Raw genomic sequence first — 17,943 nt, forward strand, 5'->3', positions numbered from 1 at the left:
TCATTGTTTGACATTGTTCGACGAATGGTGCGAAAGGCGGGCGATATTGCCGCTCTACCACTTGATGAATGCATGGCCGTTTTTGTCTGTGTCCGGTTCGGCGATATCTCGCCTGTACGCACGGCTAGGCGGACTACTGAGCGACGAGGCCTCGGGGTTGCTCGAGAGCGAACGAACGACAATCAACATGATTCTGCGAGATCGATGCGTCGATATTGAGAGTTTGGACGACGAAGTGGCGGATGCAGTGTGCGAGTTCTGCTCGCGGCGACGAGATGAATCTTCTTTGGTGCATTGGAACGCCGGCTAGCCAATTGAATTGTTCCTTGGGCGCGAACGCAATCGACGGCAGCCATAAAGAAAATATGAAAGTCGGTCGCGCCGATAATAATTGGTACACCAAACATTATGTGAACGTGAGAATTCCCCTAAAGATATCGAGCCGCGGGCCGTTAGCAGACTGTAGAGATGCAGCACCGTCTGCTCGTTGTGGTCACCTTGAGAGGTTCGTTAACGTATGAAGCTGTCCTTCGCCCAGAAGCTCTGGCTCCCGCTGGTCCTGAGCCTTGCATGTCTTGCCGGCATGTCGATCTACAACGCGTACGAAGAAAGGGACGCCCAGCTGGAAGATCGCAAACGGGACCTGGTCCACTCTGCCGATATCGCCCTTAGCATCGTCAAGACATACGGTGACGCGGTAGCCGCGGGATCGCTGAGCGAGCCGGAGGCGAGGAAGCAGGCCATGGCAAAAATCAGGGCCATCCGGTACGGGGACGAAGGCTATTTCGCGATTATCGATTCGCAAGCAATCGTGCTGATGCATCCCACGCGTCCGGAGATGGACGGCAAGGACGCCAGCAACTACAAGGATCCGAACGGCGTATATGTCTTTCGAGCCGCGGTTGATGCCGTCAAGCACGACGGCAAGGGGTTTAACGAGTATGCATTTCCGCGGCCGGGCTCGACCGAAGCCTCTCCGAAAATCTCGTACAACGTGGCCTATCAGCCGTGGGGCTGGATTCTCACGACGGGCGTGTACGTGGATGACATCGACGCGGCATTCCGTTCAATGTTGTATAGGAGCCTCGGCATCATGCTGGTGCTGGTCGGCGCCTTGTCGACTGTCGTGGTGCTGTTCAATCGCAGCATCCTGCGCGCGATGGGAGGAGAGCCATCCTACGCCGCCGAACTCGCTAACCAGATCGCCGGCAATGACCTGACCGCAGTGGTCAGGACGAGTCGCGATGATCAATCAAGCCTGCTGTTTTCGATGAAAAGCATGCAGGAGCAACTCACGCGGACGATCGGCGCGATCAAGGTCTCTGCCGATTCGATCGCGACCGCTTCGCATCAGATTGCAGTAGGCAATCAGGACCTGTCCCAGCGTACCGAGGAGCAGGCTGCGGCTCTCGAGCAGACGGCCGCCACGATGGAACAACTGATCTCCACGGTCAGCAAGAACGCCGAGAATGCAAGCGAGGCGAGTCAACTCGCTGTTCAGGCGGTGAAGGTGGCCGAACAGGGCGGCGTCGTGGTGACGCGGGTCGTGGAAACCATGGACGGAATCAACGCCGGTTCCGACAAGATTGCCGATATTATCGGCATGATCGAAAGCATCGCATTCCAAACCAATATTCTTGCGTTGAACGCGGCCGTGGAAGCGGCGCGTGCCGGGGAGCAGGGCCGAGGCTTTGCGGTGGTCGCTTCCGAGGTGCGCTCGCTCGCGCAGCGCTCTTCGACCGCGTCGAAGGAGATCAGGGAACTGATTCATGATTCTGTGCAACGGGTACGCGCCGGCGCCGGCTACGCGCAGGACGCCGGCGAAGCCATGGACAGGATTACGCAGGAGGTCAAGCGCGTGACAGATCTCATGAGCGAGATCGCCGCTTCGTCGCAGGCGCAAAGTAAGGGCATCGGGGAGGTGAATGAGGCTGTCACGCAGATGGATCAGGTAACGCAGCAGAACGCGGCACTGGTCGAAGAGGCCGCGGCGGCAGCCAGTTCGCTGGAGATGCAGGCGGACGACCTGAAGGCTGTGGTTTCCAGATTCCGGCTGGGCGCGTAGCGTGGCCCCGGCATGCGCGCCGGCGGTCGGGCGCGCAGGGCGATTGCAGCGCGTGTCGAGGCAGCGCCTGCGCCCGCCGTAAAGCCAAGGGCACTTCACGGATCGCACGGCGGTGCAAGCCGCTGAATCAGACGCTTGGCCTTTCGGTGGGTTCGAACCGTTGAACAGGAACGAACACCCGACTGGGAGGCTGCACGAGCCGCTGCAAACAACATGCAAGAAGCCTTACACCCGGGAGCTTCCATGACCATGTCGAAAGAGCTTGCCGACGCAACGCCTGACAACGACTTGATGGACGACGGTTCGCATCTGTACAGCCAGGCCTGGGCGTCTTCGCTCACCTCCTTGACGGAGGTGTTGCGACACAATGCCGCCGATATTGTGAAGCGGTTCTATGACGGCCTGATTCGCCTGCCTAAATCGAAGCACACGCTCGCGGCGTTGTCCGAGCACGAACTTCAGCATCTCAAGACGCAGCAGATCCAGAATCTCTACGCGCTCGCGTCGCCGGACCTGACCGCGGTGGATCATCGCACGATGGCGCTGCGGGTCGGACGGATCCACGCCATCGTCGGTCTGGAGTGGGAAGACCTGATTCGCAGCCGGGGAATCCTTTCCGCTGCGATTCACGACACACTCGATACGACATTGCACGGCAAGGCACTTGCGGTGCTGGGAAGGCGGTTGACGCAGGATCTGGCGTGGCAGACTGAGGCCTACCAGCGTCTGCAGACTTCGCGTCAGGACGTATTGCTGCGTGTGACCCGACTGGCGTGGGAAGTGGAAAGCTATACGGATCTGATCGGCAGGGTCGTTCAGATCCTCGGCGAACACGACGAGGTCGCGGGTTGCTCGGTTGGCCGCCCCGATGCTCAAGGTGTCTTTCGCTTCGAGTCGGTGTCGGGCAAAACCATGGAGCGGTATCTCGCCGGGTTCGAGAACTCGCCAGAGCGGCCGATCTCGAACGGCGATTTGCCTCAAGGGCAAGGTCCAGTCGGACGCGCCTGGCGTAGCGGGAACGTGGAACGCAGCACCAACTTTGCGACGGATCCGCTCATGGCGCCGTGGAAGGTACTGGCGCTACGGGAGAGTTTTCGCTCCAGCGTGGCGATTCCTCTACGTCAACCCGGCCATCCGCCCAAGGCCATTCTTTCGCTTTACAGCGCGTTTCCGGGCGGGTATTCGGCAGCGGACCAAATGGCTTTCATCATGCCCTTGCAAACTCTTCTCGGGCTCGCGATTGCGCGGATCGAGAATCAGGAAGGGCGTACTCATGCCGTACCTTACGCGACGCGACAACATTGGGCGGCGCTGTTGAGATCGGATGCGTTGGAAATGCATTATCAGCCGCTGCTGGACCTCAAAACCGGGCAGGTGACCAAAGTCGAAGCGCTGGCCCGCCTGCGGGACGGCGACCGGGTGTTGACGCCCGGTGAGTTTTTCCCGGCGCTGTCCTCGGATGATTTTCTCGACCTTTACGTGCGGGGTTTGGCACAGGTGCTGTCGCAGCGGAATGGCTGGCTGCAAGTTGGCGTCGAGTTGGAGGTGTCGGTGAATCTGCCCTCCAGTGCATTGGGTGACAACCGCTATTTCGAAGCCACCCGGCAAGCCCTGAAGGAATACGTTTGCCGTCCAGACATGTTGACCCTGGAAATTCTCGAAACGGATGCCCTTCCATCTGGTATGGACGTGTCCGGCGAACTGGCGAAATTCAAGTTGCTCGGCATAAACCTGGCGGAAGACGACCTGGGGTCCGGGCACAGCAGCCTGAACCGCTTGCGCGAATTACCGTTTGACTGGATCAAGATCGACCGCAGTATCGTGAGTGTTGCGGGTCAGGACGCCTCCAATGTGTTGCGTTTCGTTTATCAGTTGACAAGGCTTGGCCGCTCGCTGGGTAAATCCGTGGTCGTGGAAGGGATTGAAGATGCGGGGATGCTGGAGGCAATCGTCATTCTCGGCGCCGACGTTGCGCAGGGCTATGCGATCGCGCGCCCCATGCCGGCGCAACAGTTGACGACATGGATGCATAACCAGCCGCATGTGCCGCGTTCCCTTGAAGCGAGGAGCGCGCTGGGCAAACTGGCCACGTTGCTAATCTGGGAAGAACGCCTGCATCTGATTTGCGAGGACCCGCGCGCGTTCGGCAGGCTGTTCGACATCGTGACCACGCCGGCCACGATCGATGTCGCCGCGCCGGCTGTGCCAGCGCCGCTCGACTCGGCCTGTCAGGTTTGCCCATTCTCCCGGTTCTTTAGCGAAACGGAATCCATTTTGCCAAAGGGACTTTCGGATCCGACCGCGCAGCGGGCGTTGATTGCGGCTGCGGTGAATCACGGGCCCGACAGCGTGGCCTATCGGTCGGCACGCCAGCGGCTTGTGACCGCCATCATGAGCGAGGCGGTCGAACACTGAGCGACGACAACTCCCGCGGGTGGCAGCCAGTTGCGTAGAAACGACTGCATACGGCCGCGCCCGCTTGCGGTATTCATTTTTTTTTGACGCGCGATGAATCGCGTACGTTTCCATGATCAGGAATGCATTCTCCGCCATGTCTATCGACAGGCGCTTCAGTATCAGCGTTGCAGTCGCGCTCCTGCCAGTCCTGATTCTGTGCGGCAGGCTGGTCGTGCACGAGTGGCACGCATACGTCGTTGCAGATGGCGCTCTCTACGCGTTCCAGAGCTATCGGGCCGGATTGCAGGCAATCGAGCGCGTCTCGGCCGAGCGTGGCCCGACCAACAGCGCGCTGGGCGAAGATTTGCCGACTCCGGAAGCGAGGAGGGCGGCGCTGCGCCGCGCCCGTGACGAGAGTGACGCCCGCATTGAGAAGTTGATCGAGATGCTTCAGGCCAGCCGCTGTCCGGCGTGTGACGGCGACCTTGCTCGCATCAAGGAAGCGCGCAACGAACTCGCAGGGGCACGGGCGAACGTCGATCAGCTTGTCCGCCTGCCGCTGGCACAACGCGGGGAGCGTGCGGTGTCGAGCGCGGTGGACGGGATGATCAAGGTCATTCCGCAGTTCGCGCCCGCGATCGATGCGTTGGCCGCAAACGTGGTCAAGGGCGACACTCGTGCACTGAATTGCCTGATCCTCGCCACGCTGACCGCGGATCTGCGGGAAGCGGCCGGCCAACTCGGCTCGCACTTCACGGCGACGCTGACTGCGCGCAGAGCGCTCCGTCAGGAAGATCAGCTGGCAATCGAGCGCACCGAGGGGAGAGTGGACCAGTTGCGCGAATTGATCGACGCGCATGTGCGGGACCGGTCGACGCTGGAATCGACGGCATTCGACAGAATGAACCAGCTGTATTTCGGGGAAGGCATTGCCTATATCGCCGAGGTTCGCAGGCTGGCGAGTCGGTCGGGCGGCGCGGCAATATCACCCGCGCAGCTCGCCGACCACTACGTACCGATGATGCGGCCGATTACGGTGTTCCGCGACCAGGTATTGGATCTGGCTGAAACGGAGATCCGTCATCACCGGAGCAATGCCTTGGCCCTTCTGGCGGCCAGCGGTTTGGCCGCATGTGTGCTGTTGGCGATACTGCTGTCGATGGCGACGCTATTCAGAAGGCGCGTGATTCGACCGCTTCTCGATGCAACGCACGTCATTGGAGCGATTGCGAACGGCGATCTCACGGCGGAAATTCCGGCGGCGCGCTATCGCGGCGAAATCAAGGCCATGTTCAACGCCATCGGCGTGCTAAAGGCCAATAGTGTCGAGAGGCAGCAACTCGAACGGGAGCGCGACCGTCTGATTCACGAACTGAAAGCCACGGCGGAAACGGACTTCCTGACCCATCTGCTCAATCGCCGCGCATTCGAGAGCAGGGCGCGCGCGAGTTGCGCGGAACGGAACACGGCCGAACCGGAGCTCGCGCTGATCATGTTCGACATTGATCACTTCAAGAAAATCAACGATACGTATGGTCACGCCACAGGCGATCATGCGTTGCAGCTCGTTGCCCGTCTTTGCCTTGACACCTGCCGGCCATCGGATGTCGTCGCGAGATGGGGAGGCGAGGAGTTTGCGGTGCTAAGCCGTGTGCACGATGCAGCAGAGGCGCTTGCCATAGCGGATCGTTTGCGTCGCAGGATCAGCGAGACCCGAATCCCGTTTAACGGTAAGGATGGTTTCACCATCACGGCAAGCTTTGGCGTCGCGCTCGCGTCGGCCTGTGATTCGCGCGACGTAGCCCGTCTTTTCAGGCACGCCGATCGTCTGCTGTATCAGGCCAAGGAGGCTGGACGGGATCGAATCGTCGCTGATCCGATCGGCGTGCCGAGCGGCAGCGCGTGAGGACATTGCACAGCAGCTGGGCGTGAAATTCTATTGACCTTGCAGATTCGGATTGCCAGCGGGAACATTGGAGCCGGTTTCGGACGAACCAGTGGTGGAAGGACCGTATGCGCTCGCCGCATTGTTTCGCGCGGAAACGCGGGCTTCGGCTGCCTGAATGTCGGCGGGGTAGGTGGAGTCGGATGCGACCGCGGGGTTGTAGCCGGCCTGTTCGAGCTGCTTTAATTGTGCCTTGACCTCGGCACGCGTGAGCGGTTGCTCGGATTGCGCGAAAGCCGCCAGCGGCGCCGCGAGCGCGACGCCTAGCGCCGCTGCCTTGATGAGCGATTTCATGAAGCTTCCCTCCGAGAATATTTTTTTGGGGTGCCTCAGCGATCTTTGGCACCATGCACGGATTCTAGGAAGCGAGTGCGCCAGGGGAAACCAGCAATACGGTAATTCAGTGTTGCGGCAAACAACAAGTCGGCGTGATGTAATGTTCGCCGTAGTATACGCAGAACCGCTTTCACACGCCTTCGCGCACATCCACTCGATACGCTGTCACTTGCCGGTACGTGCCGCCGGCGCGCAGGATGACCTCGTCCTGTTCCGCCATGTTGACCTGATTGGGAAAGCCGCCTGCTTCGAGACATAAACCGGCGTGCGCTTGATAGGCCATGCCGCCGCGTCCCGGATCGCCGTTCAACGAATTGCCGCTATAAAACTGTAAGCCGCGCTGATCGGTCGACACGGTCAGTTCGCGTCCGCTGCCGGGATCGTAGGCACGGGCAACCTGGCGCATGGACGGCATGACGCCGTTCATACCGCTACCAGGCGAATCACGCAGCACATAGCAATGATCGAATCCACCCGCTGTCGCCAACTGCGCGTGGGGCCAGTCCAGCCGTGCGCCGATCGGCGCGCTCTGCCGGAAGTCGAATGCGTTGCCCGCCACGTCAGCCAGCCGGCACGGAATCATGTCCGTGTCGACTTCAAAGAACCGGTCGGCATCGATCGACAGCATATGGCCGCGAATGTCCGTGCCCGGCCGGCCTGTGAGGTTGAAGTACGGGTGGCTCGTCAGATTGAGCGGCGTCGCGGCATCGGTGATCGCCTCGTACACGATGGTCAGCGTGCCGTCGTCGTCGAGCGAGTAGCGCACTTGCGTTGTCACATTGCCGGGAAAACCGGCATCGCCTTCGGGCGACTCCAGTCGCATGAGCAGCGCGCCGTTGTCCTCGCTCACTTCCCACAGCGCGCGATGAAAGCCCACCGTGCCGCCATGCAGCAGGTTCGCACCTTCATTGCGATCGAGCGTGTATTCGATTCCGTCGAGCGTGAAGCGCGCATCGGCAATGCGGTTCGCCCAGCGGCCTATCAGTCCACCCATGTATGTGGTGGCCGCCACGTACTCGGCGGGCGTGTCGTGGCCGAGCAGGATATCGCCGAGTACGCCGGCGCGATCCGGCGCATGCCACGACACCAGCGTCGCGCCCAGATCGCTGATGGCGACTTTCATGCCGTGCGCGTTGCGCAGCGTGAAGAGTCGGACGGAATCGCCGCCGCGCAATGTGCCCCACGGCTCAGAAGAAAGTTGTGCGATGCTGATCATGTCGTTGGTGGGAAGAAAAGAGAATAGGCATGCTCAGCCCGGCGCCGGCGTCGAATTCACCCGCTCCTGGTATTCGCGTGGCGTACAGCCGAGTTCACGGCGAAACACCGCGTACATGTATTGCAGCGAGGTGAAGCCGCAGCGAATCGCGACTTCCGCGCTCGATGCATCGCGCTTCGCCAATAGCGCCTTTGCGACATCGAGTTTATGGCGCAGGATTTCCTGATGCACGGTGCACTGCCGCTCGCGCCTGAAGTACTCTTCGAGCGACGAGCGCGACACGCCGACATAGTCGGCGACCTGTTCGGTGCGAATACCCTGGCATGCGTACTGACGGATAAAGTGACGCGCCCGCATCACATACGGGCTCGCAAGCGGTTGGTGCCGGGTCGACTCGAGCACGTTGATGCCGACCGGCGGCACGAGAATGCGCCGCCCCGGAAAGCGCGCGCCGTGCAGCATCTGATGCAAAAGGTGGGCCGCAGTGCGGCCCATTTCCTCGGTGCCTTGAATCACCGAAGACAGTGGAATTCTTGTCAGCGTGCGTGTCAGCGGATCGTTGTCGATGCCGATGATCGCAACTTCCTCCGGCACCGGAATGCCGGCAATCAAACAGGCCTGGAGCAGATGCCGCGCACGCGCATCGGTCACGGCGATGATGCCGACCGGTTTCGGTAAATCGCGCAGCCATGCGGTGAGCTGTTCGGTCGCCTGGTTCCATGACGGCGCGCTGGTCGAGAGGCCGCGATACATCTCGCTGTCGATCTGTGCGGCGCTGCGGCCATCCGCGCTGCGCAAATGGGCGAACGCGAGCTCCCGCTGTTGCGCCCAGCGGTTCTCCTGCGCCTGCGGCAGGCTGTACAACGCGAAGTGCTGGAGACCCGCGCCGATCAGATGCGTATAGGCGAGCGAGATGAGCTTGCTGTTGTCGGTGGCGATATAGGGTAAGTCCGGAGGATAGTGCGCCGGATCTTCGAACGAGGATCCCACGGCGACCACGGGCAACGGACAATCGCGCAGTGCTTCGCCCACGGCGGGATCGTCGAAATCCGCGATGATGCCGTCGCCGTCGAAGCGTTCAATGCCCGTCAGCCGGCAACGAAAGTCTTCCTCGAGAAAGAGGTCCCACGCCACGCGTGTGGACAGTAGGTAATTACCAATGCCGGTAATGATCTCGCGATCGTAGACCTTGTTCGCGTTGAACAGCAGCGCGATCCGATGGGTCGTCTGTGGTGTTTGCGGACGGGTCATGGCGGTGGGTCGCGCGCGGATTATCGGACCCGTCGCGCGTTCGTCTCCTGTCAGCCAGAGCGGGCGCTTTAGCGCCTTCTCCGGTCCCATGCAAGATGGTTGAGGTTGGGTGTGGATTTCACCCGGCACCGGTTTTAAGTGTCTGGTTATTCTAGGCCCCGAATCACGCGCCGGTGCAAAACAAAATGGCGGGCGGTAAGAAACATCAAGCAGGCTGCGCAATTTCGCAATTGCCGATGCATCTTGCAAGCGGCAGCATGGCGTCACCTTGTCGACCGGCGCGACGATGTCGCATGGGTTGCGGTGCAACATAACTGGAGACGCAGATGTCTTATTTCGAACACATTCCCGAGATCCGCTACGAAGGCCCGCAATCGGACAACCCGCTTGCGTACCACCACTACGATAGAAGCAAAAAGGTACTCGGAAAAACCCTCGAAGAGCATCTGCGCATTGCGGTGTGCTACTGGCATACGTTCGTCTGGCCGGGCGTGGATATTTTCGGGCAGGGAACGTTTCGGCGCCCCTGGCAGCAAGACGGCGATGCCATGGAGCGTGCACGGCAAAAGGCAGATTCGGCATTCGAGTTCTTCTCGAAGCTCGGTACACCGTACTACACGTTTCACGATACCGACGTGGCGCCCGAAGGTTCGAGCCTGAAAGAATATAGCGAGAACTTCCTGCGCATTGCCGACTATCTGGCGCGCAAGCAGGAGGACAGCGGCGTCAAGCTGCTGTGGGGGACCGCCAATCTGTTCTCGCATCCCCGTTATGCGGCCGGCGCGGCCACCAATCCCGATCCGGAGGTGTTCGCGTTTGCGGCGACGCAGGTGCGCCACGCACTCGATGCGACTCAACGGCTCGGCGGCGACAATTATGTGTTGTGGGGCGGCCGCGAAGGCTACGATACGTTGCTCAATACCGACCTGGTACGTGAACGCGATCAACTCGCGCGTTTTCTGCATATGGTCGTCGATCATGCGCACAAGATCGGCTTCAAGGGCTCGCTGCTGATCGAGCCCAAGCCGCAGGAACCGACCAAGCATCAATACGACTACGATGTCGCGAGCGTACACGGCTTCCTGCTGCAACACGGGCTGGAGAAAGAGATTCGGGTCAATATCGAGGCCAATCACGCGACGCTTGCCGGACATTCGTTTCATCACGAGATCGCCACGGCCTACGCGCTGGGTATTTTCGGCAGCGTGGATGCGAATCGAGGCGACCCGCAAAACGGCTGGGATACCGACCAGTTCCCAAATAGTGTGGAAGAGCTGACCCTCGCCTTCTACGAAATTCTCAAGCATGGCGGCTTCACCACGGGGGGCATGAACTTCGACTCGAAAGTGCGGCGTCAAAGCGTGGATCCGGAAGACCTGTTCTACGGCCACATCGGTGCAATCGATAACCTCGCGCTCGCCGTGGAGCGCGCCGCGGTGCTGATCGAAAACGACCGTCTCGATCGATTCAGGCGTCAGCGCTATGCGGGTTGGGAAGCGGAGTTCGGGCGCAAGATCCTGTCCGGCGACTATTCGCTTTCCACGCTGGCGACGGACGCCCTGTCGCGCGGTCTGAACCCGCAGCACGCAAGCGGTCATCAGGAGCTCATGGAAAACATCGTGAATCAGGCCATTTACAGCGGACGCTGATCGAAGTCGCAAGAAGCAGTGCAGGAGAGAAAGTAGCAATACCCCATAAAGATCGCGCGGCCACGTCGACCGCGCGGAACAGGAAGCTTTGGGTTGTCGCTTGTCCGGTCTTGCGGCTCGCAGCGCAGGCCGTCCAATCCGGTATTCCGGCTATCAGAAGAAGGAGAGAGACATGAAATTCGCAACGCGTCGTACCGTATTGAGTTCGCTCGTGTGTGGAGCGGTGCTCGCCAGCCTGTCGCTCGTCGCGCCGCTCGCGCACGCAAGCAAGGATCATCCGGAAATTGGCTTCTGTATCGACGATCTGCGCGTCGAGCGCTGGTCGCGCGATCGCGACTATTTCGTCGCCGCGGCGGAAAAGCTCGGGGCGAAAGTGTCGGTGCAATCCGCCGATGCGAGCGAAGAGCGGCAGATCTCGCAGATCGAGAACCTGATCTCGCGCGGCGTGGATGTCATCGTGATCGTGCCGTTCAATTCGAAGACGCTCGGCAATGTGGTGGCCGAAGCGAAAAAAGCGGGCATCAAAGTGGTTTCATATGACCGGCTGATTCTCGACGCCGATGTGGACGCCTATATCTCGTTCGATAACGAGAAGGTCGGCGAACTGCAGGCGCAAGGGGTCTACAACGCACAACCGAAGGGCAACTACTTCCTGCTCGGCGGCGCGCCGACCGACAACAACGCGAAGATGCTGCGCGAGGGCCAGCTCAAGATCCTCAAGCCCGCCATGGACAAGGGCGACATCAAGGTGGTCGGTCAGCAGTGGGTGCCGGAATGGAGCGCTTCCACGGCGCTGCGCATTGTCGAAGATGCACTGACGGCGAACAACAACAAGATCGACGCAATCGTCGCATCGAACGACGGCACCGCAGGCGGCGCGATCCAGGCGCTCGCCGCGCAGCACATGGCTGGCAAGGTGCCGGTGTCGGGCCAGGACGCGGATCTCGCGGCCGTCAAGCGTGTGATTGCCGGCACGCAGACCATGACCGTCTACAAGCCGTTGAAACTGATTGCCGGCGAAGCGGCCAAGCTCTCCGTCGCACTAGCGAAGGGCCAGAAGCCCGCCTATAACGCGCAATACGACAACGGCAAGAAGAAAGTCGACACGGTGCTCCTGCAACCTACGTTGCTCACCAAGAGCAATGTCGACATAGTCGTCAAGGACGGCTTCTATACCCAGGCCCAGCTCGCGAGCCAATGAGCGTAACGTGTGCGCGGCGCGCGCCGATGCGTGTCATGCGTATCGGCGCCGCTGCGCGCCTTGCAGCGAGGCATAGCGAATGACGCAACCTCTCATGACGATGCGCGGCATCGTCAAGGCGTTTTCCGGCGTGAAAGCGCTCGACGGCATCGACCTCACGATCGCGCCGGGCGAGTGCGTGGGCCTGTGCGGCGAGAACGGTGCGGGCAAATCCACCCTGATGAAAGTGCTGTCCGGCGTGTATCCGTGGGGCACGTGGGACGGCGAGATCATCTGGGAAGGCGCGCCGCTGAAAGCCGCCAGCGTGCGTGACACCGAACGCGCCGGCATCATCATCATTCACCAGGAATTGATGCTGGTGCCGGAACTGTCGGTGGCGGAGAACATCTTTCTCGGCAATGAAATCACGCTGCCCGGCGGCCGTATGAATTACGCCGCGATGTACCAGCGCGCCGACGAACTGCTGCGCGAACTCGGCATTAGCGGAATCAATGCCGCGCAGCCGGTGATGAACTACGGCGGCGGCCATCAGCAGTTGATCGAGATCGCGAAGGCGCTGAACAAGCGCGCCAAGCTGTTGATTCTCGACGAACCGTCTTCCTCGTTGACCGCATCCGAGATCCGCATTCTGCTCGATATCGTGCGCGATCTGAAGCGGCGCGGGGTGGCCTGCGTGTATATCTCGCACAAGCTCGATGAAGTGGCGGCCGTATGCGACACGATCAGCGTGATTCGCGACGGCCGTCACGTCGCGACAGAGCCGATGCACGCGCTCACGACCGACCGCATCATTTCGCTGATGGTGGGCCGCGAGATCAAGAACCTCTTTCCGCGCGAGCCGCATCCGGTCGGCGATGTGATCTTCGAAGCGCGCCACGTCACCTGCTTCGACGTGACCAATCCGCGTCGCAAGCGGGTGAACGATGTGTCGTTCGCGCTGAGGCGTGGCGAGATTCTCGGCGTGGCCGGGCTGGTCGGCGCGGGGCGCACGGAACTGATGCAGGCGATCTTCGGTGCGTATCCGGGTGTGAGCCAGGCAAGCGTGGTGATGGAGGGCAAGCTACTCAAGATTCGCGCGCCCGTGGATGCGATTCGCGCGGGCATCGGCATGGTGCCGGAAGATCGCAAACGCCACGGCATCGTGCCGGGGCTGAGCGTCGGCCACAACATCACCCTGGCGGTGTTGCAGCGCTTTGCATCGGCCGGCCGGATCGACTCCGCAGCCGAACTCGATACGATTCACACGGAGATGAAGCGGCTCTCGGTACGCGCCGCCCATCCCATGTTGTCGATTGCGAGTCTGTCGGGCGGCAATCAACAGAAGGCCGTGCTGACCCGCATGCTGCTGACCGATCCGAAAGTGCTGATTCTCGACGAACCCACGCGCGGCGTCGATGTCGGCGCGAAATACGAAATCTACAAACTGATTTTTCAACTGGCGCAGCGCGGCATGTCGATCGTGATGGTGTCCTCCGAATTGCCCGAAGTGCTCGGCATCAGCGATCGCGTGCTGGTGATCGGTGAAGGCGAGTTGCGCGGCGATTTCGTCAACGACGGGCTTACCCAGGAGGACATTCTCAGCGCCGCGATCCGTCCCGTGCAGCGATCCCCGAACCCAACCGTAGCGAGTGCCGCATGACGCCCGACGTTACTTCCCAACGCGCCGATGAAGCCGTGCCGCGAGGCGCATTCGGCGGTCCGCAGCGACTTCAGCAACTGTTCGCGCGTTACAAGATTCTCGCGCTGCTGATCGCCGTGGCCGCGATCTGGATTTTCTTTTCGGTGCTCACGCACGGCGCGTTCGTCACGCCGCGCAATCTGTCGAATCTGCTGCGGCAGATGTCGATCACCGGCATGCTGGCGTGCGGCATGGTGTTCGTGATCATTGCCGGCGAGATCGATCTGTCGGTGGGATCGCTGCTCGGCTTGCTGGGCGGTGTGGCGGCGATACTCGATGCCAACCGGCACTGGCCGCTTGGCGTCACGTTACCGGTGGTGATGCTGCTCGGCGTGCTGATCGGCATGTTCAACGGCTGGTGGTCGACTTATCGGCGCGTGCCTTCGTTCATTGTCGGGCTCGGCGGCATGCTTGCGTATCGCGGCATTCTGCTCGGCGTGACCGGCGGTTCGACGATTGCGCCGGTCTCAGACGGTTTCGTGTTCGTCGGGCAAGGCTATTTGCCAAGGCTCGCGGGCGATACGCTTGCCGTCGTGCTGTTTCTGCTGCTGGCGTTTCTGACGATACGGCAGCGGCGCAACCGCGAGCGCTATCAGTTGCGCGTGGTGCCGTTCTGGCAGGACGTCGTCAAGGTGGTCGGTGCGGGCGTGATTCTCGCGGGGTTCGTCGCCACGCTCGATCGTTACGGCGGTATTCCGGTGCCGGTTCTGTTGCTGCTCGCGCTGCTGGGTATCTTTACATGGATCGCCACGCAGACCGTATTCGGGCGGCGCATCTACGCGGTCGGTTCGAACCTCGAAGCGACACGGCTCTCGGGCGTGAATACCAACCGTGTGAAACTGGCGATCTTCGCGCTGATGGGGCTGATGTGCGCGTTCGGCGGCATCGTCAATACGGCGCGGCTTGCCGCCGGTTCGCCTTCGGCGGGATCGATGGGCGAACTCGATGCGATCGCCGCGTGCTTTATCGGCGGGACGTCCATGCGCGGCGGCTCCGGCACGGTCTACGGCGCACTGATCGGCGCACTGGTGATGGCGAGCCTCGATAACGGCATGTCGATGCTCGACGTCGATGCGTATTGGCAGATGATCGTGAAGGGCAGCATTCTCGTGCTGGCCGTATGGATCGATGTGGTGTCGGGGTCGAACCGGCGGTGAAGGGAAGCAGCAAAGGCGGGGGAAGGGCGGCGGCACAAAGCTGGCTGGCGCGCCTTTCCCCCGCATTTAATGAAACACCCCACGACATCCCCCCATTCCCGCCATCCTCCCCATCCCCCGCCCCGCGCCCTCCTGACCTGAACGCCCGCATTTAAGTCCCCATCCGCTCCGCCGTCTTATTACTATTGCGAGGAACAACGCTAGGCGCCGACCCGCGCTTTCACAGCTTCCCACCCCTCGTGCGAGCTGATCGAACCATGCCATGTTAAAGCGCAGAACCTTCCTGCTCGGCGGCGCCGGCGCTGTCGGCGTGTTGCTGGTCGGTTGGTCGGTGCTGCCGCCGGGGCAGCGTCTGACCACCTCCATGCCGCTGCCGGCGCAAGGCTCGCAAGTGGCGCTCAACGGCTGGGTCAAGATCGCTGCGGACAACAGCGTGACGATCATGATGTGCAAGGCCGAGATGGGGCAGGGCATTCATACCGGCCTCGCCATGCTGCTCGCCGAGGAGCTGGACGCCGACTGGTCGCAGGTGCGAGTCGAAGAGTCGCCCATCGACAAGATCTACAACAGCGTGCAGAACATCGTCGACGACCTGCCGTTTCGCCCCGACGACGACAGCACGATCAAACGCGGCATCGTCTGGATGACCCGCAAGGCGGTGCGCGAAGCCGGCACGATGATGACGGGCGGTTCATCGAGCATCAACGATCTATGGACGCCCATGCGCGAAGCCGGCGCCTCGGCCCGCGCCATGCTGCTCGGCGCGGCGGCCGCGCAATGGAAAGTGCCGGCCGGTGAATGCCGCGCCGAAAGCGGCCAGGTGTTGCACCCGTCCGGGCATAAGGCAAGCTTCGGCGAACTGTCGTCGCTGGCGGCGCAGCAGCCGCTGCCGCGCCACGTGGCGCTGAAAGATCCCGCCGACTTCAAGCTGATCGGCAAACCGGTACACCGTATCGAAGCGCCATCGAAGATCAACGGCACAGCGCGCTTCGGTATCGACGCGCTGCCCGACGGCCTGCTCTACGCGAGCGTCGTGATGTGCCCGACGCTGGGCGGCACGGTCGCGAGGTTCGATGCCACCCCGGCCGCGAAAATGCCGGGCTTCATCAAGGCGGTCGCCGTGGCGCCCTACAACGGTGGAACCGGCGGCGTCGCGGTGATCGCGGACAACCCGTTTCGGGCGATGAACGCGGTCGCCGCCGTCGAGGTGGATTGGCACGACGGCCCGGCGGCGACGTTGTCGAACGCGGAGGTGGATCGCCGGCTCGCGCAAGCACTGGAGGACGGCGACGGTCACGCCTACTATCATCTGGGCGACGTGGATGCGGCATTGAGCCGCGCCGCGCGCACCGTCAGCGCCGAGTATCGTGCGCCGTATCTCGCGCATGGCGCGGTGGAACCGCTCAACTGTACCGTGCAGGTCACGGACGGCTCGGCGACAGTCTGGGTTTCCACGCAAATGCCCGCGCTCGCGCGGCATCACGTGGCGAAAGTGCTGGGCCTCGACCCCGACAAGGTCGACGTGCAAACGCTTCTATTAGGCGGCGCGTTCGGGCGGCGTCTGGAACTCGACTTCATCGCCCAGGCCGCGGCGATCGCGCGCGAAGGCGGCGGCCGTCCGGTGCAAACCCTCTGGTCGCGCGCCCAGGACTTCACTCACGATTTCTATCGTCCTGCCTGCGTGTCGCGGCTGAAGGCCGGTTTCGACAAAGACGGCAAACTGCTGGCGTGGCAGGCCACGTCGGCGAGTCAGGCGATCGTGCCGGAATCGCTCGCGCGCTACTACGGCGTGCCGCGCATTCCAATCGACAAGACCACATGCGAAGGCGCGTTCGATCAGCCCTATGAATGGCCCGCCGCGCGCGTGACGCACAAGATTGTCGAGTTGCCGATACCGGTCGGGTTCTGGCGCTCGGTGGGTCATTCGCATCAGGCGTTTTTCACGGAGGGCTTCACCGACGAACTCGCCGTGGCTACCGGCCAGGATCCGATTGCGTTTCGCGCCGCGCTGCTCGCGCAGCATCCGCGGCATCTGGCGGTGTTAAAGCGCGCGGCGCTTTTGTCGGGCTGGGAGCATGCGCTGACGCATGCCGCCGACGGCGCGCCCCGCGCGCGCGGCGTCGCGTTGCACGAGGCGTTCGGCAGCGTGGTCGCGCAGGTCGCGGAGGTGTCGATCGGGCCGGGTAAGCGGATTCGCGTGCATCGGGTGGTCTGCGTGATCGATTGCGGCATGCCGGTGAACCCGAATCTGATTCGTCAGCAGATGGAGGGTGCGATCGTGTTCGGTCTCTCCACCGCATTGCAGGACGAAATTACCCTCGTCAACGGTCAGGTGCAGGAGAAGAACTTCATGGATTTCCCGGTCGTGCGAATCAACGATTGCCCGGTCATCGACACGGACATCATGCCGAGCCAGATGCATCCGCAAGGTGTGGGCGAACCGGGTGTGCCACCGGTCGCGCCGGCCGTGGCCAATGCCGTGTTCGCGTTGACCGGCCAGCGCTTGCGCTCGCTGCCGTTGCGGCTTGCGTGAAGCGCATCGTATTCGAAAGCTCAGGAACGAAGGGAGGCAAGCAATGGGATCGCTGAACATCAACGGCCGGGCCGTGGCGGTACAAGCCGACCCCGACATGCCGCTTCTGTGGGTGCTGCGTTGCGAGCTCGGCATGACGGGCACCAAGTTCGGCTGTGGCGTGGGGATTTGTGGCGCGTGCATGATCCATGTGGACGGCGAAGCGAGCTTCGCGTGCCAGACGCTCATGTCGAACCTGCACACGCAGAAGATTACGACCATCGAAGGCTTGCAAGGTCCCGAAGCACAAGCGCTGAAAGCGGCGTGGATCGATCTCGACGTGGTGCAGTGCGGCTATTGCCAGAGCGCGCAACTCATGGCGGCCTGCGCGCTGCTCAAGCACAATCCCAAACCCACCGATGCCGACATCGACGCGGCAATGTGGCACATCGTATGCCGTTGCGGCACGTATCCGCGGGTTCGGGCGGCGATTCACCAGGCGGCGGCAAAGCGTCGGCCCGCCTGACGCCGCCGCC

12 protein-coding genes are annotated in these 17,943 nt (G+C 61.9%); 9 read left to right on the top strand and 3 right to left on the bottom strand.

Going from position 1 to position 17,943, the window contains the following annotated elements; genetic code table 11:
- Window positions 1-517 precede the first annotated feature (517 nt).
- The 3 genes from CJU94_RS30050 (at window position 518) to CJU94_RS30060 (ending at window position 6,368) form a co-directional block, all read left to right on the top strand.
- On the top strand, window positions 518-2,065 hold the full coding sequence (locus CJU94_RS30050) for a methyl-accepting chemotaxis protein (RefSeq protein ID WP_095422213.1): 1,548 nt from the start codon (window positions 518-520) through the stop codon (window positions 2,063-2,065).
- Between the two features lie 243 nt (window positions 2,066-2,308).
- Window positions 2,309-4,480: an EAL domain-containing protein gene (locus CJU94_RS30055; RefSeq protein WP_095422214.1), complete on the top strand. Its 2,172-nt coding sequence runs from the start codon at window positions 2,309-2,311 to the stop codon at window positions 4,478-4,480.
- Window positions 4,481-4,616: 136 nt separating this feature from the next.
- The gene (locus CJU94_RS30060; protein ID WP_244221015.1) at window positions 4,617-6,368 is read left to right on the top strand and encodes a GGDEF domain-containing protein; all 1,752 of its coding nucleotides are present in this window, start codon (window positions 4,617-4,619) and stop codon (window positions 6,366-6,368) included.
- A 30-nt stretch (window positions 6,369-6,398) separates the two neighbouring features.
- Here CJU94_RS30060 and CJU94_RS30065 read toward each other — a convergent pair whose 3' ends face one another.
- The 3 genes from CJU94_RS30065 to CJU94_RS30075 all read right to left on the bottom strand — a co-directional run bounded on the left by CJU94_RS30065 (window position 6,399) and on the right by CJU94_RS30075 (window position 9,210).
- Complete coding sequence (locus tag CJU94_RS30065; RefSeq protein WP_095422216.1) at window positions 6,399-6,701, bottom strand: DUF4148 domain-containing protein; 303 nt, start codon at window positions 6,699-6,701, stop codon at window positions 6,399-6,401.
- A 172-nt stretch (window positions 6,702-6,873) separates the two neighbouring features.
- A complete protein-coding gene (locus tag CJU94_RS30070; RefSeq protein WP_095422217.1) occupies window positions 6,874-7,959 on the bottom strand; it encodes an aldose epimerase family protein in 1,086 nt (361 codons plus the stop codon).
- A 33-nt stretch (window positions 7,960-7,992) separates the two neighbouring features.
- A complete protein-coding gene (locus CJU94_RS30075; protein ID WP_095422218.1) occupies window positions 7,993-9,210 on the bottom strand; it encodes a XylR family transcriptional regulator in 1,218 nt (405 codons plus the stop codon).
- A 326-nt stretch (window positions 9,211-9,536) separates the two neighbouring features.
- Here CJU94_RS30075 and xylA point away from each other — a divergent pair, with 326 nt between their 5' ends.
- From xylA to CJU94_RS30105, 6 genes are all read left to right on the top strand, one after another.
- On the top strand, window positions 9,537-10,859 hold the full coding sequence (gene xylA, locus CJU94_RS30080; RefSeq protein WP_095422219.1) for a xylose isomerase: 1,323 nt from the start codon (window positions 9,537-9,539) through the stop codon (window positions 10,857-10,859).
- 172 nt (window positions 10,860-11,031) lie between these two features.
- Window positions 11,032-12,060 (top strand): D-xylose ABC transporter substrate-binding protein, encoded by a 1,029-nt coding sequence (gene xylF, locus CJU94_RS30085; RefSeq protein WP_095422220.1) that lies wholly within the window; start codon window positions 11,032-11,034, stop codon window positions 12,058-12,060.
- A gap of 79 nt (window positions 12,061-12,139) precedes the next feature.
- Window positions 12,140-13,699, top strand: a complete 1,560-nt coding sequence (gene xylG, locus CJU94_RS30090; RefSeq protein ID WP_095422221.1) for a D-xylose ABC transporter ATP-binding protein — start codon at window positions 12,140-12,142, stop codon at window positions 13,697-13,699.
- Window positions 13,696-14,895 carry a sugar ABC transporter permease gene (locus CJU94_RS30095; RefSeq protein WP_095422222.1) on the top strand — a complete coding sequence of 400 codons (1,200 nt, stop codon included), beginning with the start codon at window positions 13,696-13,698 and terminating at the stop codon, window positions 14,893-14,895. Before xylG ends, CJU94_RS30095 begins: the two co-directional genes overlap by 4 nt.
- 262 nt (window positions 14,896-15,157) lie before the next feature.
- Window positions 15,158-17,428, top strand: coding sequence for a xanthine dehydrogenase family protein molybdopterin-binding subunit (locus CJU94_RS30100; RefSeq protein WP_095422223.1), 2,271 nt, complete (start codon window positions 15,158-15,160; stop codon window positions 17,426-17,428).
- A 43-nt stretch (window positions 17,429-17,471) separates the two neighbouring features.
- Entirely contained in the window at window positions 17,472-17,933 is a 462-nt protein-coding gene (locus CJU94_RS30105) for a (2Fe-2S)-binding protein (protein WP_095422224.1), read from the top strand.
- Window positions 17,934-17,943 lie beyond the last annotated feature (10 nt).

It is taken from the genome of Paraburkholderia aromaticivorans (genome assembly GCF_002278075.1).
Lineage (GTDB): Bacteria > Pseudomonadota > Gammaproteobacteria > Burkholderiales > Burkholderiaceae > Paraburkholderia > Paraburkholderia aromaticivorans.